The 26,168-nt window shown below is 66.1% G+C and carries 24 protein-coding genes; 13 read left to right on the top strand and 11 right to left on the bottom strand.

Annotation, left to right across the window (positions count from 1 at the left end):
• Positions 1-25: 25 nt before the first annotated feature.
• Positions 26-1,432, top strand: coding sequence for an NAD(P)H-quinone dehydrogenase (locus ACF3NP_RS07655; protein ID WP_392398609.1), 1,407 nt, complete (start codon positions 26-28; stop codon positions 1,430-1,432).
• Here the strand turns inward: ACF3NP_RS07655 and ACF3NP_RS07650 are convergent.
• Positions 1,429-2,688 carry a helix-turn-helix domain-containing protein gene (locus tag ACF3NP_RS07650; RefSeq protein WP_181889914.1) on the bottom strand — a complete coding sequence of 420 codons (1,260 nt, stop codon included), beginning with the start codon at positions 2,686-2,688 and terminating at the stop codon, positions 1,429-1,431. The genes ACF3NP_RS07655 and ACF3NP_RS07650 overlap by 4 nt on opposite strands.
• A gap of 168 nt (positions 2,689-2,856) precedes the next feature.
• Between ACF3NP_RS07650 and prpD the strand changes: the two genes are divergently transcribed.
• The 4 genes from prpD to ACF3NP_RS07630 all read left to right on the top strand — a co-directional run bounded on the left by prpD (position 2,857) and on the right by ACF3NP_RS07630 (position 10,060).
• Positions 2,857-4,368: a 2-methylcitrate dehydratase PrpD gene (gene prpD, locus ACF3NP_RS07645; RefSeq protein ID WP_392398608.1), complete on the top strand. Its 1,512-nt coding sequence runs from the start codon at positions 2,857-2,859 to the stop codon at positions 4,366-4,368.
• On the top strand, positions 4,368-5,291 hold the full coding sequence (gene prpB, locus ACF3NP_RS07640) for a methylisocitrate lyase (protein ID WP_181889916.1): 924 nt from the start codon (positions 4,368-4,370) through the stop codon (positions 5,289-5,291). The genes prpD and prpB overlap by 1 nt, the downstream gene beginning before the upstream one ends.
• Positions 5,292-5,329: 38 nt before the next feature.
• Positions 5,330-6,475, top strand: a complete 1,146-nt coding sequence (locus ACF3NP_RS07635) for a bifunctional 2-methylcitrate synthase/citrate synthase (RefSeq protein ID WP_181889917.1) — start codon at positions 5,330-5,332, stop codon at positions 6,473-6,475.
• Between the two features lie 156 nt (positions 6,476-6,631).
• Positions 6,632-10,060 (top strand): pyruvate carboxylase, encoded by a 3,429-nt coding sequence (locus ACF3NP_RS07630; protein ID WP_239357042.1) that lies wholly within the window; start codon positions 6,632-6,634, stop codon positions 10,058-10,060.
• A 93-nt stretch (positions 10,061-10,153) separates the two neighbouring features.
• Here ACF3NP_RS07630 and ACF3NP_RS07625 read toward each other — a convergent pair whose 3' ends face one another.
• Complete coding sequence (locus ACF3NP_RS07625; RefSeq protein WP_181889919.1) at positions 10,154-10,657, bottom strand: GNAT family N-acetyltransferase; 504 nt, start codon at positions 10,655-10,657, stop codon at positions 10,154-10,156.
• Positions 10,658-10,680: 23 nt separating this feature from the next.
• Between ACF3NP_RS07625 and ACF3NP_RS07620 the strand changes: the two genes are divergently transcribed.
• Entirely contained in the window at positions 10,681-11,592 is a 912-nt protein-coding gene (locus ACF3NP_RS07620) for a chymotrypsin family serine protease (protein WP_181889920.1), read from the top strand.
• A gap of 10 nt (positions 11,593-11,602) precedes the next feature.
• Here the strand turns inward: ACF3NP_RS07620 and ACF3NP_RS07615 are convergent, their stop codons facing one another.
• A complete protein-coding gene (locus ACF3NP_RS07615; protein WP_338026655.1) occupies positions 11,603-13,381 on the bottom strand; it encodes an acetyl/propionyl/methylcrotonyl-CoA carboxylase subunit alpha in 1,779 nt (592 codons plus the stop codon).
• Between the two features lie 93 nt (positions 13,382-13,474).
• A complete protein-coding gene (locus ACF3NP_RS07610; protein WP_181889921.1) occupies positions 13,475-14,359 on the bottom strand; it encodes a sulfurtransferase in 885 nt (294 codons plus the stop codon).
• A gap of 286 nt (positions 14,360-14,645) precedes the next feature.
• Here ACF3NP_RS07610 and ACF3NP_RS07605 point away from each other — a divergent pair, with 286 nt between their 5' ends.
• On the top strand, positions 14,646-15,707 hold the full coding sequence (locus tag ACF3NP_RS07605; protein WP_181889922.1) for a Cj0069 family protein: 1,062 nt from the start codon (positions 14,646-14,648) through the stop codon (positions 15,705-15,707).
• Positions 15,708-15,886: 179 nt separating this feature from the next.
• Here ACF3NP_RS07605 and ACF3NP_RS07600 read toward each other — a convergent pair whose 3' ends face one another.
• Positions 15,887-16,621: a hypothetical protein gene (locus tag ACF3NP_RS07600; RefSeq protein ID WP_392398607.1), complete on the bottom strand. Its 735-nt coding sequence runs from the start codon at positions 16,619-16,621 to the stop codon at positions 15,887-15,889.
• Positions 16,622-16,627: 6 nt separating this feature from the next.
• The gene (locus ACF3NP_RS07595; protein ID WP_392398606.1) at positions 16,628-17,026 is read right to left on the bottom strand and encodes a DUF3151 domain-containing protein; all 399 of its coding nucleotides are present in this window, start codon (positions 17,024-17,026) and stop codon (positions 16,628-16,630) included.
• 107 nt (positions 17,027-17,133) lie between these two features.
• Between ACF3NP_RS07595 and ACF3NP_RS07590 the strand changes: the two genes are divergently transcribed.
• The 3 genes from ACF3NP_RS07590 to ACF3NP_RS07580 are packed head-to-tail and all read left to right on the top strand — an operon-like array spanning position 17,134 to position 18,730.
• Positions 17,134-17,655 carry a hypothetical protein gene (locus ACF3NP_RS07590; RefSeq protein WP_392398605.1) on the top strand — a complete coding sequence of 174 codons (522 nt, stop codon included), beginning with the start codon at positions 17,134-17,136 and terminating at the stop codon, positions 17,653-17,655.
• Between the two features lie 9 nt (positions 17,656-17,664).
• Positions 17,665-18,192: a hypothetical protein gene (locus tag ACF3NP_RS07585; RefSeq protein WP_392398604.1), complete on the top strand. Its 528-nt coding sequence runs from the start codon at positions 17,665-17,667 to the stop codon at positions 18,190-18,192.
• 16 nt (positions 18,193-18,208) lie between these two features.
• On the top strand, positions 18,209-18,730 hold the full coding sequence (locus tag ACF3NP_RS07580; RefSeq protein ID WP_392398603.1) for a hypothetical protein: 522 nt from the start codon (positions 18,209-18,211) through the stop codon (positions 18,728-18,730).
• Positions 18,731-18,858: 128 nt separating this feature from the next.
• Here the strand turns inward: ACF3NP_RS07580 and ACF3NP_RS07575 are convergent, their stop codons facing one another.
• From ACF3NP_RS07575 to ACF3NP_RS07560, 4 genes are all read right to left on the bottom strand, one after another.
• Positions 18,859-19,449 carry a Maf family protein gene (locus tag ACF3NP_RS07575; RefSeq protein ID WP_392398602.1) on the bottom strand — a complete coding sequence of 197 codons (591 nt, stop codon included), beginning with the start codon at positions 19,447-19,449 and terminating at the stop codon, positions 18,859-18,861.
• Complete coding sequence (locus tag ACF3NP_RS07570; protein WP_392398601.1) at positions 19,449-19,634, bottom strand: acyl-CoA carboxylase subunit epsilon; 186 nt, start codon at positions 19,632-19,634, stop codon at positions 19,449-19,451. Before ACF3NP_RS07570 ends, ACF3NP_RS07575 begins: the two co-directional genes overlap by 1 nt.
• Before the next feature lie 20 nt (positions 19,635-19,654).
• The gene (locus ACF3NP_RS07565; RefSeq protein ID WP_392398600.1) at positions 19,655-21,169 is read right to left on the bottom strand and encodes an acyl-CoA carboxylase subunit beta; all 1,515 of its coding nucleotides are present in this window, start codon (positions 21,167-21,169) and stop codon (positions 19,655-19,657) included.
• Positions 21,170-21,263: 94 nt separating this feature from the next.
• Positions 21,264-22,145, bottom strand: coding sequence for an ATP-binding protein (locus ACF3NP_RS07560; RefSeq protein ID WP_392398599.1), 882 nt, complete (start codon positions 22,143-22,145; stop codon positions 21,264-21,266).
• A 137-nt stretch (positions 22,146-22,282) separates the two neighbouring features.
• Here ACF3NP_RS07560 and ACF3NP_RS07555 point away from each other — a divergent pair, with 137 nt between their 5' ends.
• Complete coding sequence (locus tag ACF3NP_RS07555) at positions 22,283-22,489, top strand: hypothetical protein (protein ID WP_392398598.1); 207 nt, start codon at positions 22,283-22,285, stop codon at positions 22,487-22,489.
• Between the two features lie 207 nt (positions 22,490-22,696).
• On the opposite strand, the gene ACF3NP_RS07550 is transcribed toward ACF3NP_RS07555, so the two are convergent.
• Positions 22,697-24,793: a catalase gene (locus ACF3NP_RS07550; protein ID WP_392398597.1), complete on the bottom strand. Its 2,097-nt coding sequence runs from the start codon at positions 24,791-24,793 to the stop codon at positions 22,697-22,699.
• 158 nt (positions 24,794-24,951) lie between these two features.
• Here ACF3NP_RS07550 and ACF3NP_RS07545 point away from each other — a divergent pair, with 158 nt between their 5' ends.
• On the top strand, positions 24,952-25,680 hold the full coding sequence (locus ACF3NP_RS07545) for a biotin--[acetyl-CoA-carboxylase] ligase (protein ID WP_392398596.1): 729 nt from the start codon (positions 24,952-24,954) through the stop codon (positions 25,678-25,680).
• Between the two features lie 22 nt (positions 25,681-25,702).
• A complete protein-coding gene (locus ACF3NP_RS07540; protein ID WP_269508083.1) occupies positions 25,703-26,164 on the top strand; it encodes a hypothetical protein in 462 nt (153 codons plus the stop codon).
• Positions 26,165-26,168: the final 4 nt, after the last annotated feature.

Genomic DNA, 26,168 nt, shown 5'->3' with positions numbered 1-26,168 from the left:
CACCCGACCCATGAGGAGTGCTGTTTTGTCCAAGAAGATCGTCATCATCGGTGGAGGCCCGGGCGGCTACGAGGCTGCGCTGATGGCGTCCAAGTACGGTGCGGACATCACCATCGTCGAGGACAGCGGCGCGGGCGGCTCAGCGATCCGGAAGGACGTTGTGCCGTCGAAAAGCTTCATTGCGGGCGCGAACATTAAGAACGACCTGCGCCGCGCGGACGACATGGGACTGAGCCACGCGCTAGGGGATTCGAAGCTGTCGCTGCTGGCGCTCAATGAGCGCGTGAAGTCGCTCGCCGGCAAGCAGTCGGACGACATTCGCGCGCAGCTTGAGCAGGGCGGCGTGCGCTTCATCGAGGGCCGTGCCCGCTTTGCGGACGAGCAGAAGGGCCACACCACCCACAACATCGAGGTCGAGGCCGCGGACGGGTCGACGGAGACCATCACCTGCAACATGGTGCTCGTGTGCGTCGGCGCGAGCCCGCGCGTGCTCAAGGGCGCGGAGCCGGACGGCGAGCGCATCCTCAACTGGCGCCAGATGTACGACCTGAAGGACCTGCCCACCCACCTGATCGTGGTCGGCTCCGGCGTCACCGGCGCGGAGTTCGTCTCCGCGTTCGCCGAGCTCGGCGTGAAGGTGACCATGGTGGCCTCGCGCGACCGCATTCTGCCTCACGACGACGCCGACGCCGCCGATGTGCTCGAGGACGTGCTGGCGGACCGCGGCGTGCAGCTGGAAAAGGACGCCCGCGTGGAGCGCGTGGAAAACACCGGCGACGGCGTGGTCGTGCACACCACCGACGGCCGCGCCATCGAGGGCTCGCACGTGATGATGTCCATCGGCTCTATCCCGAACACCGCCGAGCTCAACCTGGAGGCCGCTGGCGTGGAAGTCACCCCGTCCGGCCACATCCACGTCGACCGCGTCTCCCGCACCAACGTTGCCGGCATCTACGCCGCCGGCGACTGCACGGACCTGATGCCGCTGGCGTCCGTGGCCGCGCAGCAGGGCCGCATCGCCGTGGACCACGCGCTCGGCGAAGGTGTCACTCCGATCCGCCTGAAGACCGTGGGTAACGCCGTGTTTACCCGCCCCGAGATCGCCGCGGTGGGCGTGACGGAGCAGCAGATCCGCGACGGCGAGGTCGACGCCGACATCTACAAGCTGCCGCTGGCGACCAACCCGCGCGCGAAGATGCGCTCGCTGCAGTACGGCTTTGTCAAGATCTTCGCCCGCAAGGGCTCCGGCCAGGTGCTCGGCGGCGTGATCGTCGCGCCGACCGCCTCCGAGCTGATCCTGTCGCTGACCATCGCCGTGGCCAACAACCTCACCGTGCGCCAGCTCGCCGGCTCCATGGCGGTCTACCCGTCGCTGTCCGGCTCCATCACCGAGGCCGCGCGCCGCCTGGTCACCAAGACCGATCTGGACTAGTACTCCGGGAACGCCCGCTGCGGACACTCCGTCCGCGGGCAGGTGGCACACCCGGGCCCGATCGGGGTGGCGGACGCCGGGTCCACGTCCAGGCCGTCGGCGTAGACCAGCTCGTGGGCGTGCACCGCGTCGCAGCCCAGCGCCACCGCGTGTTCGCGCCTGGGCAGGCCGAACCCGACCGCCGGACCCTGCACCATCCGCGCCACCCACAGCTGCGTGCGACCGTCCGGGGTGGTGGAGACCTGCCTGGTCACCCGGTTCGGCGTTTCAAAGGCGCGGTGCACCACCCACAGCGGGCACGTCGCGCCCGAGCGCGGGAAGTGGAACCCCGCCGTGACCTGGCGCTTGGACACGTTGCCGGCGCGGTCGGTGCGGATGAACACGAACGGCACCGCCTTCGCGCCGGGCCGCTGCAGGGTGCCCAAGCGCTGGCAGGTGGATTCGAAGCCGGTGCCGAAGCGGGCGGAGACCACGTCGATGTCGTAGCGCGTCTCCCTCGCCGCGGAAAGTACCTCCGCGTAGGGCATGGTCACAGCGGCGGCGTAGTACTGCGCCAGGCCGTGGGTGGTGACGGTGCGGGCCGGAGGGTCGTCGATAGGCGATGTGAGCTCTTGGATCTCCCGGTCGTGCGCGAGCGTGCCGTAGTGGTAGGCGAGCTCGAAGCACTGTTGCGCTTCGGTCAGTCCAGCCCGCAGGCGGATTTCGCGGGGCTGCCTATCGACGGCACTTCGCCCCCGAACGTCCTGGTTGAAGCGCACCGGGTAGCCGAAGTCCCTATCCAGCGCCGCGGCCAGGCGCGTTAAGCGCATCTGGCGGCCGCCGAGGTGCTCCGCCAGCGACTCCGCGGCTGTGTCCAGTGTGTGGAAGTAATTGCCGTGGTCCTGGAAGAAGTTGCGCGTGGCCTCGTACGGGTTGGGGGAGCTGCCCTCCAGCCGAGCAGGGATGCCGCGCACCTTGTCCGCGATGGCCGGGTAGGCGCGGGCGAAGGCGGCGAGCTCGTGTTCGGGGGTGTCGGGGATGAGCTCCGCCAAGTCCGCGGCGGCGGCGCGCTCGGCCGCGCCGGAGAAGTACGCCGCGTCCACCCCGAAGGCGGCGGTCAGCTGCACGAGCACGCTGGCGGTCAGGGGGCGCTGGTTGTTTTCCAGCTGGTTGAGATAGCTGGGGGAGAGCTCGAGCGCCTTGGCCATCTCGGCTTGCGTGAGGCCGCGAGTGGTGCGCAGCGTGTGTATTTGTCCCCCCGCGTAGAGCTTCGCCATAGCCGCCTTTCCTCTCCAATTGCGCCGTTGTGCTGCTGACTTACAACACTTTGCAATATTGCTCGCTTTTGGACGCAAGAATACACACAAAAGACTATGACCCGCGACACATTTTCGGTCTTAGTATGAGGCACACCATCACGGTCGGTATTTGAAGGAGCCTCACGCATGATCAACCACGAAGTACGCACCCATAAGTCCGCCGAGGACTTTCCCATCGAAGAGCATCTGGCTTACAAGATCGCCAAGGTCGCAGTCGACCCGGTTGAGGTGCCGGAAGACACCCGCGAGATGATCATCAACCGCATCATCGACAACGCCTCCGTCGCCGTCGCCTCCTACAACCGCCGCCCCGTCGCCGTGGCCCGCGAAATGGCCAAGGCGCACCCCGCCGACAACAACGGCGCGCTCGTCTTCGGCGAGGACGGCACCTACTCCGCCGAGTGGGTCGCCTTCGCCAACGGCACCGCCGTGCGCGAGCTGGACTACCACGACACCTTCCTCGCCGCCGAGTACTCCCACCCGGGCGACAGCATCCCGCCGATCCTCGCCGTCGCCCAGCACAAGGGCCTGGACGGCAAGGCCCTGATCCGCGGCATCGCCACCGGCTACGAAATCCAGGTCAACCTGGTCAAGGGCATCTGCCTCCACGAGTTCAAGATCGACCACGTGGCCCACCTCGGCCCGTCGGCAGCCGCAGGCATTGGCACCATGCTCGGCCTGGACGTGGACACCATCTACCAGGCCGTGGGCCAGGCGCTGCACACCACCACCGCCACCCGCCAGTCCCGCAAGGGCCTGATCTCCTCCTGGAAGGCCTCCGCGCCGGCATTCGCCGGCAAGATGGCCATCGAGGCCGTGGACCGCGCCATGCGCGGCGAGGGCGCGCCCGCCCCGATCTGGGAAGGCGAGGACGGGTTCATCGCCTGGATGCTGCACTCCCCGGAGCGCACCTACACCGTGCCCCTGCCAGCGGACGGCGAGGAAAAGCGCGCCATCTTGGACACCTACACCAAGGAGCACTCCGCCGAGTACCAGGCGCAGGCCCCGATCGACCTGGCCCGCCGCATGAAGCAGACCATCGCGGACGCCGGCAAGACCACCGCCGAGATCGAGTCCATCGTGCTGCACACCTCGCATCACACCCACTACGTCATCGGCACCGGCGCGAACGACCCGCAGAAGATGGACCCGGCCGCCTCCCGCGAGACGCTGGACCACTCGATCATGTACATGTTCGCAGTCGCGCTTGAAGACGGCGGCTGGCACCACGTGGACTCCTACACCCCGGAGCGGGCGAACCGCCCGGAGACCGTCGAACTGTGGCACAAGGTCTCCACCGTGGAGGACGAGGAGTGGACCCGCCGCTACCACTCAACCGACCCGGACGAGAAGGCCTTCGGCGCACGCGCCGTGATCACCTTCCAAGACGGCACCGTCATCGAGGACGAGATGGCTGTCGCGGACGCCCACCCATACGGCGCACGCCCGTTCGTCCGCGAGAACTACATTGCCAAGTTCCGGACGTTGGCCGAAGGCATCGTCGATAAGCAAGAGCAGGACCGCTTCCTCGCAGCGGTGCAGGACCTGGAAAACCTCACCGACCTGAGCGAGCTGAACATCCGCGTCAGCGACGCCACCCGCGCCGCCGCCGAAGAAATCCCGGGAGGCATCTTCTAATGTTCGCACCCGAAAAGACCCCGAACGAACGCCGCAAGGCACTGCGCGCGTCGCTTACCGACGCAACGATTACGACCCTGCCCGGCGCCTTCAACCCGCTGACGGCACGCCTCATCGAAGACATCGGCGCCTTTTCCGGCGTCTACGTCTCCGGCGCCGTGGTGGCCAACGATCTCGGCCTGCCGGACATCGGCCTGACCACCCTGTCCGAGGTGGCTAACCGCGGCGGCCAGATCGCCCGCGCCACCAACCTGCCCGTGCTCATCGACGCCGACACCGGCTTCGGCGAACCCATGTCCGCCGCCCGCACCGTCGCCGAGTTCGAGGCCGCGGGCCTGGCGGCGCTGCACCTGGAAGACCAGGTCAACCCGAAGCGCTGCGGCCACCTCGACGGCAAGGAAGTCGTGCCGCGCGATTTGATGGTGCGCCGCATCACCGCCGCGGTGCGCGAGCGCCACGACGACGACTTTGTCATCTGCGCGCGCACCGACGCCGCCGGCATCGAAGGCATCGACGAGGCCATCGAGCGCGCCAAGGCCTACGCGGACGCCGGCGCCGACCTCATCTTCACCGAGGCGCTGTACTCCGAGGCGGACTTTACCAAGTTCCGTGAGGCCGTCGATACGCCCCTGCTGGCGAACATGACCGAGTTCGGCAAAACCGAGCTGCTCAGCGCCAAGCAGCTCGAAGACCTCGGTTACAACGCCGTGATCTGGCCGGTGACCACCTTCCGCATCGCGATGGGCCAGACCGAGGCGATGCTGCGCGACATGGCCGAAACCGGCACCCAGGTGCCGTGGCTGGACAAGATGCAGCACCGCTCCCGGCTCTACGAGCTGGTCCGCTACGACGAGTACAACCAGTTCGACCAGTCCGTCTTCACCTACTCCAAGGACACCTACAGCTCCACCTTTGAGAAGTAGGCCCCACCCACCCCCAACCCCAAAAGGAGAGATCCATCATGACCGAGCAAGACATCCGCAAGGGCCTCAACGGCGTCGTCGCAGACTACACCGCCGTGTCCAAAGTGAACCCGGAGACCAACTCGCTGCTCTACCGCGGCTACCCGGTCCAGGAGCTGGCAGAGCACTGCACCTTCGAGGAAGTGGCCTACCTGCTGTGGAACGGCGAGCTGCCCAACGACGAGCAGCTGGCGGAGTTCCGCGGCGGCTGCATGGAAAACCGCGACATCGACGAGAAGCTGATCCAGGTGATCAACTTCATGCCCAAGGACTGCCACCCGATGGACGTGCTGCGCACCGCTGTGTCCTACCTGGGCGCGGAGGATGCCGAGAAATTCACCCCGGATTCCGACCACCTGCGCGGCATCGGCCGCAAGCTGTTAGCCAAGCTGCCCACCATCGTGGCCACGGACATCCGCCGCCGCCAGGGCAAGGACTACATCGCGCCGAGCAAGGAGAAGGGCTTTTCCGAGAACTTCCTCTGGATGGTCTTCGGCGACGAGGAGAACTCGCCGGCGAACATCCCGTCCGACATCGAGGCGTTTGAGAAGACGATGATCCTCTACGCGGAGCACTCGTTTAACGCCTCCACCTTCACCGCCCGCACCATCGCCTCGACCATGTCGGACGGCTGGTCCGCCATCACCGGCGGCATCGGCGCGCTCAAGGGCCCGCTGCACGGCGGCGCCAACGAGTTCGTCATGCACCACATGGAGGAAATCGGTGACCCGGCCAAGGCGGAGCAGTGGTGCCTGGACAAGCTGAAGAACAAGGAGCTTGTCATGGGCTTCGGCCACCGCGTGTACAAGAAGGGCGACTCGCGCGTGCCCACCATGGAAGCTGCATTTAAGAAGCTGGCCGCGGAGCACCCGGAAAAGGATGCCCAGAAGTGGGTGGAGATGTACGACATCATGGCCAAGACCATGTACGAAAACACCTCCATCAACATCCGCCCGAACCTGGACTTCCCGTCGGGCCCGGCGTACTACATCCTCGGCTTCGACATCGAGTTCTTTACCCCGCTGTTCGTGATGTCGCGCATCACCGGCTGGACCGCGCACATCATCGAGCAGTTTGAGAACAACTCGCTGATCCGCCCGCTGTCCGCCTACAACGGGCCGGAGGAGCGCCACATCGAGCGCTAAATCGCTTTTACCCCCGAAACGCGGGCAGTCGCTTGTCGACGGCCCGCGTTTTTCCACCCCCACGCCGTCCCCCAAAGTGTCCCGAAAATGATGTGATCTGTATTAAACTTGTCCTATCCGTATGACCGCAAGAACTTCCTTTGTGAAAGGAAACCGATGAACCCGGATAACCTCCCGCTTCACGACCTGCCCGCCTTCAGCAAGATCCTGGTGGCCAACCGCGGCGAAATCGCCGTCCGCGCCTTCCGTGCAGCATTCGAGACCGGCGCGAAGACCGTCGCCGTGTACCCCCGCGAGGACCGCAACTCCTTCCACCGCCCGTTCGCGGACGAGGCCGTCCAGATTGGCGAGCCGGGCCAGCCGGTGAAGTCCTACCTGGACATCGACGAGATCATCCGCGCCGCGAAGGAAACCGGCGCGGACGCGATTTACCCAGGCTACGGGTTCCTCTCCGAGCGCGCCGACCTGGCGCGAGCCTGCCGCGACAACGGCATTAAGTTCATCGGCCCCTCCCCGGAAACGCTGGATCTGACGGGCGACAAGTCCGCCGCCGTCCAGGCCGCGGAGCGCGCCGGTCTGCCGGTGCTGAAGGACTCCGAGCCTTCCGACGACCCGAAGCAGCTGGCGGAGTACGCCAAGGACTTCGAGTTCCCGGTCTTCGTCAAGGCAGTTGCAGGCGGCGGCGGACGCGGTATGCGCTTTATTGAGCGACCGGAGGACGTCGAGAAGCTTGCTGCTGAAGCCTCCCGTGAAGCAGAGGCCGCGTTCGGCGATCCGAACGTCTACATCGAGCGCGCCGTGATCCGCCCGCAGCACATCGAGGTGCAGATCATGGCGGACTCCCACGGCAACGTCGTGCACCTGTTTGAGCGCGACTGCTCCGTGCAGCGCCGCCACCAGAAGGTCGTGGAGATCGCCCCCGCGCAGCACATCACCGAGGAGCAGCGCCAGCGCATCTGCCAGGACGCGGTGAACTTCTGCAAGGAGATCAACTACGAAGGCGCCGGCACCGTCGAGTTTCTCGTGGACGAGTCCGGCAACCACGTCTTCATCGAGATGAACCCGCGCGTGCAGGTCGAGCACACCGTGACCGAGGAAGTCACCGGCATCGACATCGTGAAAAACCAGATGTACATTGCCGCCGGCGCGAAGCTGGAGCAGCTCCACCTCACCCAGGACCTCATCGAGGTCAACGGCGCCGCCCTGCAGTGCCGCATCACCACCGAGGACCCCGCCAACGGCTTTAGGCCGGACTCCGGCGTGGTCACCGGCTACCAGTCCCCGGGCGGCGCGGGCGTGCGTCTCGACGGCAACGTGGCCGTCGGCACCACCATCACCCCGAACTTCGACTCGCTGCTGGTGAAGATGACCTGCCGCGGCCGCAACTTCCAGGTCGCCGTGGACCGCGCGCTGCGCGCCTTAAACGAGTTCACCATTAACGGCCTGTCCACCAACATCGGCTTCCTGCGCGCCCTTCTGAGCGAGCCGGAGTTCCGCCACGAGCGCATCAACACCGGCTTCATCGCGGACCACCCGAACCTGCTGGAAGCGCCGGCAGCAGCCGACGACGCCGGCAAGATCCTCAACTACCTGGCGTCCGTGACGGTGAACCAGCCCAACGGTCCGCGCCCGACCAACATCCGCCCGTCCAAGAAGCTGCCGGAGGCCAACTACGGCGACCTGCCGCGCGGCTCCCGCGACGAGCTGCTCGAGCTCGGCCCGGCAAAGTGGGCGGAGAAGCTGCGCAACCAGACCGCGCTGGGTGTCACCGAGACCACCTTCCGCGACGCGCACCAGTCGCTTTTGGCCACCCGCATCCGCACCAACACCCTGGTCGCTGCGGCGAAGCACGTCGGCCACCTCACCCCGGAGCTGACCTCCGTGGAGGCTTGGGGCGGCGCCACCTACGACGTGGGCATGCGCTTCCTCCACGAGTCGCCCTGGATGCGCCTGGACGAGCTGCGCGAGGCCATGCCGAACGTGAACATCCAGATGCTGCTGCGCGGCCGCAACACCGTGGGCTACACCCCGTACCCGGACTCCGTGACCAAGGCGTTCGTGCGCGAGGCCGCCACCTCCGGCATCGACATCTTCCGCATCTTCGACGCGCTCAACGACGTCTCGCAGATGCGCCCGGCCATCGAAGCGGTGCTGGAGACCAACACCACCGTCGCCGAGGTGGCCATGGCCTACTCCGGCAACCTGATGGACCCGGCGGAAGACCTGTACACGCTGGACTACTACCTCAAGTTGGCCGAGGAGATCGTCGACGCCGGCGCCCACGTCCTGGCCATCAAGGACATGGCGGGCCTGATGCGCCCGGCAGCCGCCGCCAAGCTGGTCACCGCGCTGCGCGAGCGCTTTGACCTGCCGGTGCACGTGCACACCCACGACACCGCGGGCGGCCAGCTGGCCACCTATCTGGCAGCCGCGAACGCTGGTGCCGACGTGGTCGACGTCGCCTCTGCGCCGCTGGCGGGCACCACCTCGCAGCCGTCCATGTCCGCCCTCGTCGCCGCCTTTGCGGAGACGGAGCGCGACACCGGCATCGACCTGCAGGCCGTCTTCGACATGGAGCCCTACTGGGAGGCCGTGCGCCAGGTCTACGCCCCGTTCGAGTCCGGCATCCCGGGCCCGACCGGCCGCGTGTACAAGCACGAGATCCCGGGCGGCCAGCTGTCCAACCTGCGCACGCAGGCCAAGGCGCTGGGTCTGGAGGACCGCTTCGAGCTCATCGAGGACTACTACGCCGGCGTGAACGAAATCCTCGGCCGCCCGACCAAGGTCACCCCGTCCTCCAAGGTCGTCGGCGACCTAGCGCTGCAGCTGGTGGGCCAGGGTGTCAGCCCGCAGGAGTTCGCCGAAAACCCGCGCAAGTACGATATCCCGGAATCCGTCATCGGCTTCCTGCAGGGTGAGCTGGGCACGCCTCCGGGCGGCTGGCCGCTGCTGCGCGACAAGGCGCTGGAAAACCGCAGCGAGGTCGACCACACCGTGAAGGTGCCGGAGGAGCTCGCCGCCGACCTCCAGTCGGAGGACCACGACACCCGCCGCGCCGCCCTGGACAAGCTGCTCTTCCCGAAGCAGTACGCCGAATACCAGGAGCACTTGCGCACCTACGGCATCACCGACCAGCTCGGCGACAAGGCGTTCTTCTACGGCCTCGAAGAGGGCGAGGAGACCATGATCTGGTACGGCGAGATCGACGAGAACCGCCCGCCGCTGGTGGTCAGCCTCGAGGCCGTGGGCGAACCGGACGAGAAGGGCATGCGCCAGGTCATCCTCACCGTCAACGGCCAGGTTCGCCCGATCACCGTGCGCGACGAGTCCGCCGAGTCCTCCGTCGCCGAGGTGGAGAAGGCCGACTCCTCCAACCCGGGGCATGTGGCAGCGCCGTTCGCCGGTGCCGTCACGGTGACCGTCAAGGAAGGCGACGAGGTTAAGGCCGGCGACCCGGTGGCAACCATCGAGGCCATGAAGATGGAGGCCGCGATCTCCGCCACCAAGGACGGCAAGATCGAGCGCGTCGCGTTCACCCAGCCGACCAAGGTGGAAGGCGGCGACCTCGTGGTGGTCATCGCCTAGCAGGGGTGTTATCAGCACCGCGCGGACCGTTTCACGGCCGCGCGGTGTTTGCTTTGCTGTGCCGAGGCGCGCTCGGGCACCGGCGACACCGGCCTACGCGGTGAAGTCCTCCACGTCCACGACCATGACGTTGTCCTCGCCCTCGACATTCTTGAAGCCGAACTTCTCGTAGCGGTGGCGCGCCCGGTCGTTGTCCGGGTCCACCCACAGCGCCACCTTCGGCGCGCCCTGGCGCTTCGCCAGCTCCACCGCCGCCTGCAGCAGCCTCACCGCGAGACGGTTGCCTGCGTAGCGGTTTTCTACCGCGATGGCTATTTCGGGGATGTCGGGGGCGAGGTTCGCGTGCCCGTCGTCAGGCGACTGCCAGTACCGCAACCACACGCCACCTGCAGGTACGTGGAATTGATCGAATGCGACGATGCCGCTTTCGCGCTCCGGGTCCCACTGGCCCACATAAGTTTCGGCGCCTTCGCGCTCGCTGTGGCCGACATCGCCGGCCTCGTTGCCGAAGACGTCGGCGAGGTAATTCAGCCGACGCAGGTAGGTGCGGTCGGACTCGGTGGCCTCGCGTAGTTGGAACTCAGGTGTGTAATCCATGCGCTCCACGTTAATCTTTCCCCATGCTTCGACGCATTTGCCTATCGACGTCCACCGCCCTGGCCCTCGCCGCAACCCCCGCATTCGCCGTGGCAGCGCCCGTGGTGAACGACGCTCCACCCGCCGCCACCCCCGTGGTCAACCAGGGCGATGTGGTGGACGTGGTGGGCAAAGGGCGCTGCACCATCGCGTTTAACGACCGGGGCCAGAACGTCAGCTACACCGCCGGGCACTGCGGCGAAGAGGGCGACCGCGCCCTGGTAATGGGGGAGGGGTTCCGCGCCTCCGGCACGTTCCACCCGTCGTCGGCGATGAACGCGGACGAGGGCACCGCCAACGACTGGGGTGTGATCCGCTGGGCAGATGGCGTGAAGCTGGGCAAGAACGCCATATCCGGGGACGCGGTGGTGGCGCCGTCGCTGATGCGCTCTGGCGACCCGGTGTGCGTGTACGGCGGCACCAGCAAGAAGACGACGTGCGGCAGCTTCGCAGGCGCCATCGGCAACAACCTCTACTGGGACGGCCCGTCCGGCAAACCCGGCGATTCCGGAGGCCCGGTGTGGGTGGAGGGCAAGGGCTTTTTGTCCGTCTACACCGGCGTGAGCCTGGCGGTGGGCAGCAAGGGGGAGGAAGGCCGGCTCAACCGCAGCTCCGTGCCGGACAACGGCCCGCAGGTTAGCCCAGAAGAAGAACTGGAGCTGCTGGCGCAGGCGAAGCGCATCTCAACGCCGGTGGTGCACGAAACCGCGGTGCCGGGCGGCACACCGGAAAAGGTGAAAGACGGCGGCAGCTCGGATGTCAGCGCGGTGGGGATCACCGCGATCGTGCTCGTCGCCCTTGCCGGGGTGCTGCTCGCGCTGCCGCAGATCGTCGGCGCGCTGCCGCCGCAGTATCGCGAGCCGGCGCTGCGGATCATGCAGGGCTGGGGCTCGTAACGGGGAGGGGCTACTTCAGCTCCATCAGCACTGCGCCCTTGTTTACCTGGCCGCCAACCTCGACGGCCAGGCCGGTCACAGCGCCGGCCTTGTGGGCCTTGACCGGGTTTTCCATCTTCATCGCTTCCAGCACGACCAGCACGTCGCCCTCGGCGACTTCCTGGCCTTCCTCCACGTTGACCTTGATCACGGAGCCCTGCATGGGGGAGGCGACGGCGTCGCCGGAGACGGCTGCCTTGCCTGCCCGGCGCTTCTTCGGCTTGCGCTTGGCGGGACCCGTCGCGACGAGTTCCTCGGGTAGGGCGACTTCGATGCGGCGGCCGTCGATCTCCACCGCGAAGGTGCGGCGGGCAGGCGTCTCAGTGTCCGCGTCCTCGTCGGTTTCCGGGGTGGTGGGCAGCTCGCCGTCCCACTCTTCTTCGATCCAGCGGGTGTAGACGCCGAAGCCGTCCTCGTCGCCGACAAACGCCGGGTTGTCCAGGATGGCCTGGTGGAACGGGATCACGGTGGGGAAGCCGGCCACGACGTACTCGCCGAGGGCGCGGCGGGCGCGCTCGATCGCCTCCCGGCGGGTGGCGCCGGTGACGATCAGCTTGGCCAGCATCGAGTCGAACTGGCCGCCCACCACGGATCCTGCGCGCACGCCGGAATCCACGCGCACGCCCGGGCCGGCCGGCTCGGCGTAGGCGGTGACGGTGCCGGGCGCCGGCATGAAGTTCGCCGCCGCGTCCTCGCCGTTGATGCGGAATTCGATGGCGTGGCCGTGGGGGACCGGATCGGCGTCGATGAGCAGCTGCTCCCCGCGGGCGATGCGGAATTGCTCTCGCACCAGGTCGATGCCGGTGGTGGCCTCGGTGACGGGGTGCTCCACCTGCAGGCGGGTGTTGACCTCCAGGAAAGAGATCAGGCCGTCGGAGCCCACGAGGTACTCCACGGTGCCCGCGCCGAAGTAGGCGGCCTCGCGGCAGATGGCTTTAGCGGAGGCGTGGATGCGTTCGCGCTGCTCGTCGGTGAGGAACGGCGCCGGGGCCTCCTCCACAAGCTTTTGAAAACGGCGCTGCAGGGAGCAGTCGCGCGTGCCGACGACCACCACGTTGCCGTGCTGGTCCGCCAGCACCTGCGCTTCCACGTGTCGGGCCTTATCCAGGTAGCGCTCCACGAAGCACTCGCCGCGACCGAACGCGGCAGTGGCCTCGCGGGTGGCGGACTCGTACAGCTCCGGGACCTCCTCGAGCGTGTAGGCCACCTTCATGCCGCGGCCGCCGCCGCCGAACGCCGCCTTGATTGCCACGGGCAGGCCGTGTTCTTCAGCGAAGGCGACTACCTCGTCGGCGCCGGCAACCGGGTTCTTCGTGCCCGGCGCCATCGGGGCCTGCGCGGCCTCGGCGATGTGGCGGGCGGTGACCTTGTCGCCAAGCGCGGCAATGGCCTCGGGGGAGGGGCCGATCCAGGTCAGGCCTGCGTCGATGACCTTCTGCGCAAACTCCGCGTTCTCTGACAGGAAGCCGTAGCCCGGGTGGATCGCGTCCGCGCCGGACTTTTCCGCTGCGGCGATGACCTTGTCCATGTCCAGGTAGCTCTCGGCCGCGGTTTCGCCGCCAAGCGCGAAGGCCTCATCGGCCAACTGCACAAACGGCGCGTCCGCGTCCGGCTCGGCGTACACGGCGACAGACGCGATGCCCTCGTCCACACACGCGCGGATGACACGCACGGCGATCTCGCCACGGTTGGCCACCAGCACCTTGGTCACGCGGTTAGGCAAGTCAGTAGTCGCTGCAGTGGTAGGCACGAAGCAATCCCGTCCTTACATTCGGAAAACACAAACCGTTAGAAACGTCGGACAAACGTCGAACCATGTTACAGCGCTACCGCGCCGGCGCACTTAATCTGCAGCGTTGTCGGGGTTGTCGCCCTTGGCCACCGGCATGCGCACCATGTTTCCCCACTCGGCCCAGGAGCCGTCGTAGAGCGCGACGTTGCTAAAGCCCAGGATGTGCTTGAGCACGTACCAAGTATGCGAGGAACTCTCGCCGAGCTGGCAGTACACCACCGTCTCGGCGTCCTTGTCGAAGTCGGCGTAGATCGCTTCAATGTCCTCCAGCGAGCGGAAGCGGGCGTTCGGGAAAACGGAACGGCCCCACGGCACATTCACCGCGCCGGGGATGTGGCCCTGGCGCAGCGACGGCGCGGAGGAAGGCCCCGGATTCGGGTCTTCGCCCAGGTAGAACGGGGCCGGCCGGGCGTCGATAAGCTGCGCGGGCGTGCGCTCCAGCAACTCCGAAGCAAACGCGCGGAAGGGCGCATCCTGGCGCTGAACCACCGGGTAGTCCGATCGCGGGTAGTCCGGCACCACAAAGGAAGTGTCGCGCTCTTCGCCCATCCACGCGTCGCGGCCGCCGTCGAGAAGCCGCACGTCCGGGTGGCCGAACAGCTCGAACACCCACGCGGTGTAGGCCGCCCACCAGTTGGACGAGTCGCCGTAGACCACCACAGTGTCGTCGCGGTTGATGCCGCGCGAGCGCATCAGCTCCGCAAACGCCTCGCCGTCGATGAAGTCGCGCACCAGCGGGTCGTTCAAATCCCGCTTCCAGTCAATGCGCACCGCACCGGGGATGTGGCCGATGTCGTAGAGGAACGCGTCCTCATCGCTTTCCACGACCTTCAAACCCGGCACGCCCAGGCGGGCGGACAGCCACGCCGCGGAAACGAACTTCTCCGGGTGCGCGTACTGCTGGAACTGCGGGGTGTCGTCGAGCTCGATGCCCATGGCGGCAACCTTTCTTCTCGCTCGTGTGCGGTGTGCAACACCAGTGTGCAAAACCACCGTCAACGATACAGAAACGAATGCGGGGCACTTGATATGTTTCGCCGAAAAATACGGTGGTGTGAACTTGCACACTATCAAATCGCTCACCCGGTGGAACTCACTGCCGCCGGTTAAAGTCGGAGGTAGGAACATACAGGTCGCGGCCAGTTTGTTCTAGCAATCTGACCTGCCCCGACGGCTCCTGCGTGAGCGTGAAGCGGGGCATGAACCATGAAAGGGACCAACCGTGCACAAGGCGATTGTTGTCTTCGAGGTCGAAGGCGGCTCCGACAAGTCCTTCGACGGCCACCGCAAGGACACCATGCCCATCGTTAACGCCATCAAGGAAAAGGGCTGGCACTCCGAGGTCGTCTACTTCCGCCCGGAGTGGGCGGACGACCTGTTCACCTACGTCTCCGAAAACTTCGACGCCTACATCTCCCGCGTGAACCCGGGCAACATCCCTGGCGGCGAGAAGGGCTACTTCGACCTGCTCACCCGCCTGTCCGAGGCCGGCCTGGTGGGCATGTCCACCCCACAGGAGATGATCTCCTACGGTGCCAAGGACGCCCTGGTCAAGCTGAACAAGACCGACCTCGTGCCGGAGGACACCGCCGCGTACTACGACGTGGAGGAGTTCCACAACACCTTCCCCAAGTCCCTGTCCTACGGCGAGCGCGTGCTCAAGCAGAACCGCGGCTCCACCGGCTCCGGCATCTGGCGCGTGCGCCTTGCCGACGAGTCCCTGGCCGAGTCCGTCGAGCCGGGCACCGCCCTGCCGCTGGACACCAAGCTCAAGTGCACCGAGGCCGTGGACAACCACACCGAGGACCGCGAGCTGGGCGAATTCATGGACTTCTGCGACCAGTACATCGTCGGCGATAACGGCATGCTCGTGGACATGCGCTTCATGCCGCGCATCGTCGAGGGTGAGATCCGCATCCTGCTGGTCGGCCCGCACCCGGTCTTCGTCGTGCACAAGAAGCCGGCTGAGGGCGGCGACGCGTTTTCCGCGACCCTGTTCTCCGGCGCGAAGTACACCTACCAGAAGCCGGAGGAGTGGCAGGAGCTCGTCGACATGTTCGCCGAGGCCCGCCCGGTCATCGCTGAGAACCTCGGCGGCGACAACATCCCGCTGATCTGGACCGCGGACTTCATGCTCGCCGACGACGACGAGACCGGCGAGGACACCTACGTCCTCGGCGAGATCAACTGCTCCTGCGTCGGCTTCACCTCCGAGCTGGACATGGGCATCCAGGAGAAGGTGGCCGAGGAGGCCATCAAGCGCGTCGAGGAGAAGCACGCCTAAGAGCATTTCGCTTCTCGACGAGCACTCCGCCCGTTCGCAACGGATCGTCTAGCAGACACAATGGCCTGCTAGACGATCCGTTTCTTATTGGCACCCATCTCCAACATCAGCTGGGGAAATAGATTGCCGGGTGCGGGATCGTCTAGCAGTATTCGTTGCGGTGCTAGACGATCCGGCGATTAGTTGAGCAAGTAACCGGACTGGTTCCAGAACCGGTTGAACTGCTCGACGTCGCCAGCGACGGGCTGCACAGCGTCGCCTTGTGCCGTGAGGTCCACGGTGTAGTGGTCGGTAATACCTGCCGCGGTGGCTTCTCCGCGTTCACCCCAGGAGAGGCGGAGCTGGCCGTCGTTAAGCAATTCGATGCTCTCAACCTCTGTGAATAGCCGCATGTCGCCTGCGGGCTGGCCGTTGACGTAGAGCGCGAGGCCGTCGCTGATGGAGGCGCCGGTGCCTGCCGGGCGATCCCCGTCGCCGAGTGAGCCGCGGAACGTGATCCAGCTGATCGGCGCGCACGGATCGTAGTGGTTCTCGATGTCCTCGATCCAGTAGTTCATGTCCGACTGGCTGTCAGCTGCCGGCATGCGGCCCGGGGCTGTGCCGGTGGCATACTGCTGGCGCGGATCGGTGGGCAAGCTGGCGCAATTTTCCCCCTCGGGGGCGGCTGCTGGCGGGGCAGCGGCCTCGCTGGCTGGTTGCTGCGCGGCAGCCTCGGTGACGGTCTTTTCCTGGATCTTCTCCTGCGTCACCGTTTCCGCCCCGGCGCCGCCGATGGATGCGGTGACCGTGGGCGCTTCGCCGCCGGTTTGCGCAGAAGTGTCCGCTGTCGTGTCTTCCGTGGCGCTGCACGACGCAATCGCGAGCGCCGCCGGAACTGCAATGAGCAGCTTGGTCGCTTGGTTGATTCGCGTCATACCTCGTTAGGGTAAGAGCTTTTCCACGCTTTGCGGGTCGGCGTCGGAAAGCATCTGGCGGCAACGGTCGTATTCTGCCTGGTCACCGATAGCCTGTGAGGTTACTGCCAACATCGCAATGGCCTTCAACACGCCCTGATTCGGCTCGTGGGAGGCGGGAACCGGGCCCCAGCCCTTCCAACCGTTGGCGCGCAGGCGGTCCAGGGACCGGTGGTAGCCGGTGCGGGCGTACGCGTAGGCGACGAGCTTGTCGCCGTCACTCAGTTCGCGTTCCGCGCGGGCGGCCCAGACGGCGGGGGAGTCGGGGTGGGCGAGCGCGGTGTCGTCTGCAAGCAAATCCTTGCCCGCGGCTGGGTCGGCGGGCAGCTCGATGGGCTTCGGGGCGAGCATGTCGTTGATTTCCATGGCCGCCAGGCTACTAGTTTCCTGGGAGACCGTGACGGGCCAGGCATTCGCGCATATTGTGGGGCGCGTAACCCGATGTGACCTGCGTCCCACACCGAGGAGCACCAATGGCTAGCCCGCTGTATGTCGCCCAAAACGGAACCTACGAGGAGTTTCTGGAGGTCTACGACCCAGAAGCGCACGATGCCACGGAGATGCTGTGCGCCGGACTGATCAACCGCGACCCTGAGGCACGCGAAAAGATCAGCAACGACATGCTGGATCGCGGCGCGGATCCAACGGTGGTGGATTACGGGCAGAACACGCTGACGCTGCTGCTGAGCCACGACCGGTTCGCTGACGGCGACCCTGCACTGGCGCAGCGGCTTATCGACGGCGGCGCCGACGTGGACTATCGCGAAAGCGGTGGCGACGTACCCATGATGCTTGCTATTCGAATCCGCGTTGACGACGACGAACAGCGCCGCCCCCTGTACGAGGCACTGTTCGCCGCGGACGTGGATTTGGACGAGCCGACGAACCTGCGCACCCGAAAGAACTCGATCGGGAAGTGGCTGCGCATGAACGTGGACGGGCGCCCCGGCAAACTCGATGTCCTGGACGAGTTTCTCAAGGCCAGAGGCTATTAGGAGGCGATTGTGGCAAGCCCGACGCATACGGCGAAGAAGGGCACCTACGAGGAGTTTCTCGAGGTGTTCGACCCAGAGGTGAACGACCCGACGGACATGTTGCTTAACGGCCTTACCAACAAGGATCCGGAAACCCGCGCCGCGATCTGCAACGACATGTTGGACCGGGGCGCGGATGCGTCGAGAGTCGAATACGGGCAGAACGCGCTGACAGTACTGCTTGGCAGGCACCGCCACCTGGGGTCTGGTGATGCTGCTCTCGCGCAGAGACTTGTCGACGGCGGCGCCGACGTGAACTACCGCGAACGCCGGGGATCCTTGGTCCTGCAGCTGGCGATCGAGATCCGTGTGGACGACGACGAGCAGCGTCGACCGCTCTATCAGGCCCTGTTTGGAGCAGAAGAGCTGGATCTGGATCTTCCGTCCAACGCACACGAGCCAGTCATGAGCATCGGTGAGTGGCTGCGCATGAACGCCGACGACCGTCCGGAAAAGCTCTATGTCCTCGACGAGTTCTTGAAAGCAAAAGGTTATTAGCGAGGGAGAGAAAACCATGGCAAGCCCGCTGTATGTCGCCCAAAACGGTACCTACGAGGAGTTTCTGGAGGTCTACGACCCGGAAGCGAACGACGCCACAGAGATGCTGTGCGCCGGACTGATCAACCGCGACCCGGAGGCTCGCGAAAAGATCAGCAACGACATGCTGGACCGCGGCGCCGATGCGACGGTGGTGGACTATGGGCAGAACACGCTGACGCTGCTGCTGAGCCACGACGATCTCGGCGACGGCGACCCGGCTCTCGTGCAGCGGCTCGTCGAAGCAGGCGCCGACGTGAACTACCGCGAAAGCCACGGGGACACACCGATCAAGCTCGCGGTGAAGATCGGAGTGGAGAGCGACGAGCAGCGCCGTCCCATCTACGAAGCGCTGTTCGGTAAGGACGTGGACTTGGACGAGCCGTCGAGTGTCCGCAACCCCAAGAACAAGATCGGCGAGTGGCTGCGCATGTGCGTGAACCACCAGCCGGAGGGGCTCAAGGTCCTCGACGAGTTCCTCACCGCCCGCGGATTCTAGGGGCGCGTGCGGGGGGGTCGTCGCAAATTTGTACGAATCAACAACGCTAAAATCCGACCTGGGGTTTTGCAGGGCAGATTCCGAAAAATGTCGATTCGTACAAAACCGCCCGGATCTCGGCCAGCCCCTCACTCCCAGAAGTCGGAGGCGTCCAGCCCGAAGCGGTAGAGGCAGCGGCGAAGCAGCGGCATGGACAGGCCGATGACGCTGGTGGGGTCGCCCGAGATGGAGTCGATGAACCAGCTGCCTAGGGCCTCCAGCGTGAAGGCGCCGGCGCACTCGAGGGGCTGCCCGGAGCGGGCGTAGGCCTCGATGTCTGCGTCCGACACCTCGCCGAAGCGGATGGTTGTGCCAACGGTGTCCACGACCCACTCGCCGCCGAACCACACGGCGTGGCCGGTGAGCAGCTGCGCGTCCTTGCCCCGCTGCGCCTTCCAGCGGCGCACCGTCTCCTCAACGGTGTGGGGCTTGCCCAGCAACTCGCCATCGAGCAGCAGCATGGAGTCGCAGCCCACCACCACGTCGTCGGGAAACTCGGCAATCGCGGTCTCGGCCTTGGCCCGGGCTAGGGTGGAAACGGTGGTGGCCGGAGGGGCGTCGATAAGCGATGCGATCACCGCGTCCTCGTCGATGTGGGCCGGTCGTAGCACCGGCCGCACGCCGCCTTGCTCGAGCAGCATGCGCCGCGACGGCGACTGCGACGCCAGCACCAGGCGCATCAGAAGTAGGCCGCCGAGTCGAAGGCGTGCGGGTTGAAGGCGGTCGCCGGGTGGTCGACGCCCCAGAGACTCGCGTCTGGCCGCACGCCGGCGAGCTTGCGTTCGCGCTGCAACTGTTCCAGCACCTGGGAAAGCGCCTGAAGCTCCGCCGCGGTGGGGTTGCCCTTGAGTACCTGAATGTCCACGTCAGCCTCCTTTTCGTGCCTTACAGCGGGATGTTGCCGTGCTTCTTCTGCGCCGGGTAGCCCACCTTGCGCTCCAGCAGGCGCAGGCCCTCGAGCACGCGGTCGCGGGTGGCGGACGGCTCGATCACGGCGTCGACAAGGCCGCGCTCGGTGGCCACGTACGGGTTGAGGTTCTCCTCGGCGTACTGCTCGGCGTCGGTGCCGATGGCTTCGGCGGCGGTGGGGGCGTCTGCGAGCGCGATCTGCGCGGTCGGCCACGCGAACACCAGGTCAGCGCCCAGGCCCTTCGAACCCAACAGCGCGTACGAGGGGCCGAACGCCTTGCGGGTGACCACGGTGATCGTGCCCACCTGGGCCTCGGCGAACGCGTAGGCCAGGGCGGCCGCGGCGGCGGACGAGCCGGCGCGCTCCTCCTCGACGGCCGGCAGGAAGCCCGGCGAGTCCACGAACTGCACCACCGGCAGGTTGAACGCGTCGCAGGTGCGGATGAAGCGCGCGGCCTTGCGGGCGGCGTCGCGGGTCAGGCAGCCGGCCAGCACGCTCGGCTGCGTGGCGACGACACCAACGGCACGCCCGCCGACATGCGCAAACCCGGTGACCACAGAGCCCGCGTAACCTGCGGAAAGCTCGAAGAAGTCCCCGTCTGTGACGGCGTTGACCACGTCCAGCACGTCGTAGGGCTGGTTGTCGTCGTCTGGGATGAACGTGTCCAGGTCAGCACCGGAACCGGTAGCCTCGGCGCCCAGCGGGGACGCGGCCTTGTTGTTCAGCGGCAGGTAGCCCACCACCGCGCGCGCGAGCTCCACGGCCTCCACGTCGGTGGCGGCGGTCAACTGCGCCAGGCCGGTCTCCGCGGCGTGGACGGCACTGCCGCCGAGCTGCTCGCTGGTGGTTTCGGTCTCGGTCACCTTACTCACGATGTCGGCGGTGGTCACGTGCATCGCCGCGCCCTCGGCCATGATGGTGATGTCCGCCAGCGGCACGGTCGCCGCAGCCAGCGCCGCCGCGTCGCCGGCCACGACCGCGATCTGCGGGATCAGCCCGGACGCGCGGGTGGCGGCGCGCAGGATCTGCGCCTGCATGTGCGCGGTGACAATGCCTTCCTTCCAGCGCGGGCCGGTGGAGTCGTAGATGCCGATCAGCGGCACGCCGGTCTTGGTGGCCAGGTCGTAGATCTTCAGCATCTTCTCGGCGTAAACCTCGCCGATCTGCCCGTCGAAGACGGTGGGGTCTTGGGAGAACAGGCATACCCTTCGGCCGTCGATAAGCCCGTAGCCTGTGACTACGCCGTCGGTGGAGGGCTTGGATTTGTCCATCTTGTACGCCTCGACGCGGTGCTTTGCCAGCGCGTCGGTTTCCACGAACGTGCCTTCGTCCACAAGCTTTTGTACGCGCTCGCGCGCGGTGGCGGCCCCAGCTGCGTGCACTGCATCGATCGCGTCCTGACCGACCGGAGCCTGCGCCTCATCCAGGCGGTTGCGCAGATCCTCGATGCGGCCCGCGGTGGTGGTCATGTCGGGTTTGGATGAACTCATAACGCCTCAGTCTAGATTCCTTATGTGCCGCAATGCTTATCGACGGCTCCGCCGCCCGCGTTTCACCCTCCACCGACGGGCAGTAGAGCGGCGCCTAAGCGCCGAGGAGGGCGAGGGGCATGACGATGATTCCGTCGGGGCGGACGTATGCCTGTTTACCTGTGGTTACCACCATCAGGTTGGTTACCCGGTCCGGGATGCGCTCGCGCAGCCACAGAAGGTGTCGGACGTCGGTGTCCTCAACCCGCGGCTTGAGTTTGACCTCAACACCGACGACTTCTCGTTCCGGCCCTTCGACGATGAAGTCGACTTCCCGTTCTCCGGCGTTTGATCGGAGGTGGTACACCCGCGCTCTGGCTGCTTGAGCCAGCACACGGAGTGTGAGCGCAGTCAGGGATTCGAAGAGTGGCCCAAACATATGGGCCGCGCGGTTGCTGAGGAGGCTGGATGCGCCGATGCCGAGCAGTCGTGCCGCGAGAGCGGGGTCGGCGAGGTGGTGTTTGGGACCCTGCTGCAACCGCTTGAACTCGTTATGTTCCGGAACCCACCCCGGGACAGGGTCGAGTAGCCAGATTTTCGCAAGATGCTCTCGGTAGGCGAGTGTGGTCTTTTGGTTTGGTTTTTCGGTCTGTCCGCCTGTCGTGGCGTCAAGCAATCTGGAGTAGGCCGTGGTGGTCGACGTCGCCGCAGCGTATGCGCGCAGCCAGCTCCGGAGCGCTTCGGGCCGGCGGACTTCGTAGCCTGCATCGGGGATGTCGCGGTCGACGATGCGCTCGATATACGAGTCGAGCATCAGTGTTTGGACCGTGGGGTCAGCCGCGGCAATGGCGGGAAAACCACTGCCGGTAATGAGCTTGGCGTAATCGCCGACCTCAAAATCTGAGTGTCCCGACACGTCGTTGTCTCCGGCCAAGATCCTGGCGAAGCTGCACGTGGGGTCGGAGACGCCGCGTTCATGGACCGCCATCGGGCGCATACGCAACGAGAAGATCCGCCCGGCACCCGAGTGGGAGCCCTTTGCATCGACGGGAGTGGCTGAGCCGGTGAGGAGAAAACGCCCGGGGCAGCTCCTTGGTCCACCTGGCGGCGAACTGCATCCCAAACCTGGGGGAGATGCTGCCACTCGTCGATGAGCAACGTGCCGTCCGGCGCCGAGGAGAGCGAAAAATCGGCCTCCGCAATGCTGCGCATATCCGGATCATCAAGGAACCAAGTGGTGTTGGCGCGGCGTTTGGCTGTGTCGGTTTTCCCGACACCTTTCGGTCCGTCAATGGCGATTGCGGACAGGTGAGGCATGAGAAGGTCGAGCTCGTCGTCTAGGGTGCGTCGGAGGTAGGCCATATTGAGCATTGTACTGCACGAAAGCGTCCTACTACCGCATTTTCAGGACTTCTACTACCCAATTTTCAGAAGCTCTACTACTCTATTTTCAGGACTCCTACTACCCGATTTTCAGAAAAGAGGCCCCGCGCCGGGTAAGCGGCGCGGGGTTCAAGCGAGGGTCAGGGTTGTGGAGTGACTACAGCACTACCGGTCCCAAACACGGTGGGAAGCCAGCAGCTCCTTCACCGGATCGGCGGCCGCGTCGGCGGTGTCGACCGCGACGATGCCGGGCTGGTCCGCCGGGACGCGTGCGGCCTCCAGCGCCTGCTTGCCGGCCTCGCCCACGGCGACGATGGCCTTCTTGTGGCGCTCGCACTCGCCGAGGATGGTGTCCACGTCCGTCTTCGCCGGCGGGTTAACCACCACGACCGCGTCGAACTCGATCGAGCTGGCGGTGAGGTAGGTGCGCGAGATCGGCGCGTCCTTGTCGCCCAGCTTCACCGTGCCGCCCTTTTCCGCCACCACGAGCGGGGTGGTGCCGGCGGCGGAAAGCTCGTCGACGAGTTTGCCCACGGCTGCGGCCTGGTCGCCCTCGATGTCGGTGGAGATCAGCACGCCGATCTGGCGGCCGTCGATAGGCCAGGTGCCGCCCATCTGGGACAGCGCCTTCGAGGGCTCCACGTCCGCGACCTGCTGCTTCTCCGGGTGCGGCAGACCCAGATTGTCGGCGACAGTCTCCGCGAGGTCCTGGTCCACGTGCGCCAGCACCTCGAGGTAGCGCGTCTTCACCGACTCCTCGTAGCACTTGCCCAGCTCGAACGACAGGGCCTGGGTGAGATGCTCCTGCTCCACGTCGGTGAGCGAGACGTAGAACAGTCGGGCCTGAGAGAAGTGGTCGTCGAAGGACGCAGGGTGCTCGCGGGTGATCTCGCCGTTCACGGCGACCGGCACGTCGATAAACGCGCCCTCGTCCACAGTGGCCTCGGTGGGTGCGCCGCCGTCGAGCGTGTTCGGCTTGTACGGCGCGACGCCGGTGTGGGAGGCCACCTGGTGCATGCCGTCGCGAAGGTTGTCATTGACCGGCGCCTGCGGGCGGTTGATCGGCAACTGCGAGAAGTTCGGCCCGCCCAGACGGGAAATCTGGGTATCCAGGTAGGAAAACAGGCGGCCCTGCAGCAACGGGTCGGCGGTGACGTCGATGCCCGGAGGCAGGTGCGACGGGCAGAACGCCACCTGCTCAACCTCTTCAAAGTAGTTGCGCGGGTTCTTGTTCAGCGTCATCGTGCCGATGATCTCCACCGGCGCGAGCTCCTCCGGCACCAGCTTGGTCGGGTCCAGCAGGTCGATGCCCTCAAACATCTGGTCCTCGGTGTCCGGGAACACCTGCACGCCCAGGTCCCACTGCGGGAAGGCGCCGGCCTCGATGGCGTTGTACAGGTCGCGGCGGTGGAAGTCCGGGTCCATACCGCCGGTGATCTGGGCCTCCTCCCACACCTGCGAGTGCACGCCGAACTTCGGCTTCCAGTGGAACTTCACCAGGGTGGTCTCGCCGGCGTCGTTGATGAAGCGGAAGGTGTGGATGCCAAAGCCCTCCATCATGCGCAGCGAGCGCGGGATGCCGCGGTCCGACATGTTCCACAGCGTGTGGTGCGTGGCCTCAGTGTGCTGGCCCACAAAGTCCCAGAAGGTGTCGTGAGCGGACTGCGCCTGCGGGATCTCGCGGTCCGGGCGCGGCTTGCCAGCGTGAATGATGTCCGGGAACTTGATCGCGTCCTGAATGAAAAAGACCGGGATGTTGTTTCCCACCAGGTCCCAGTTGCCCTCTTCGGTGTAGAACTTGGTGGCCCAGCCGCGGGTGTCGCGCACAGAGTCCGCGGAGCCGCGCGAGCCCAACACGGTGGAGAAACGGACAAAGACCGGGGTCTCAGCGTCCTTCTTGAACACCTTCGCCTTGGAAATCTTCGAGGCATTGCCATTGGCGACGAACACGCCGTGCGCACCCACGCCACGGGCGTGGACGGCGCGCTCCGGGATGCGCTCGTGGTCGAAGTGGGTGATCTTCTCGCGGAAGTGGTGGTCCTGCATCAACAGCGGGCCACGCTCGCCGGCGCGCAGGGACTTCGACGTCTCCGACAGGCGTGCGCCTTGCGCGGTGGTGAGGTACTCGCCCTGCTGGGCGCGCGGGTCGGTGCCGCCGGAGTTGTCGGCTCCGAAGTGGAACGGGCAGCCGGTGGGGGAGACAGCCGCTGGGGCCTGCTGCTCCGGTGCGTCCTGGGGCGGGTTCTGCTTCTTGTCGGTCACGTGTCACAACCTTTTCGTGTTGGGTTTCCTCAAGTCATCGTCAAGGCGCTGAGGGTGGAATCGAGGGTAGGCTCGTTCGCTTATGCGCGTTTGGACGTGCGGACAGGTTGGCGGCGGCGGGGCGAAGCAAACGTCGATAGGCAATATGCTCTTTAGCCATGACTGTGCGCGACATTCAGGCCATCCAGGACGCGGTGGCGGAGTACTGGCCGAACGTGCGGTGGGTGGAAACCACCGGATCAACCAACGCTGACCTGCTTAAAGAGGGCGAGCCCGGCACGGTGCTCATCGCCGACGAGCAGACTGAGGGCAAAGGGCGCTTGGGGCGCCATTGGGTCTCGCCGAAGGGCTCGCAGCTGGCGATGAGCATGGTGGTGGAGGTGCCCGAGAAGGTGCCGCCGTTTGGCCTTTTGTCCATCGCGCCGGGCGTGGCCGTGACAGACGTGGTGCCGCAGGCGCGGCTGAAATGGCCAAACGACGTGCAGATCGGCGGCAAGAAAATCGCCGGCATCCTCTCCGCGCTGGACTTGCCGCGGGTGATTGTGGGCATCGGCATCAACGTGGCCATGCGGACCGAGGACCTGCCGGTGGAGACCGCCACCGCGCTCAACCTCGAGGGGCTGGACGTGGATTTCGACGACTTCACCGCCGACATCCTGCTCGCCATGGGCAAGCGCCTGAACCAGTGGCGCGAGGGCGACCCGCAGCTGCTCGAGGACTACCGCGCCGTGTGCTCGACCATCGGCCAGCACGTGCGCCTGGAGATGCGCGAGGGCGAGGAGACCGTCACCGGCACCGTCACCGGGATCAACGACGAGGGCGAAGTGCTTATCGACGGCTCCGCTTTCTCCGTCGGCGACGTCCACCATCTGCGGCCGACGTCCTAGGCGTGCAGTACCCTGCCTGTTTATGGCTGGCAAAGCACCGTTTCGCGTCGGCGGGGACGAAGTTGTCCTCGCCGACGTGTGCGCGCCGCTTTCCTCGCTGACCATCCCGCTGCTCGAGCTGGTGGCCGTGACCGGCGTAGCGTGGATGGCCGTCGGCTGGATGGACGTGACCCCGCACGTGGACCCGGGCCTGCGCAACATTGTGGTGCTTATCTGGGCGCTGCTCGTGCTGTGGCGGTTCATCGTCCCGCTGGTAGCGTCCAGGCGCCGGCGCTTCATCGTCACCGACAAGCGCATCCTGGCCCGCGGCCGGCGCGGGGCGGTGGATTCCATCCCGCTGCGCCAGATCCACTCTGTGCGCCGCGAGCGCGGCGGCATCAACGTGGCGGTGTACGGCTACGCCCAGCCGATCGTTTTCGAGCGGGTGGGCAAGACGCGCTCGGTGGAGAAGGTGCTGCAGCGCGCGCTCGGCGCCACGCGCTAAGAGC

The organism is Corynebacterium lehmanniae (assembly GCF_043161975.1).
Lineage (GTDB): Bacteria > Actinomycetota > Actinomycetes > Mycobacteriales > Mycobacteriaceae > Corynebacterium > Corynebacterium lehmanniae.
Note: the sequence above shows the minus strand (reverse complement) of the source record. Positions and strands in the feature narration are given on the sequence as shown.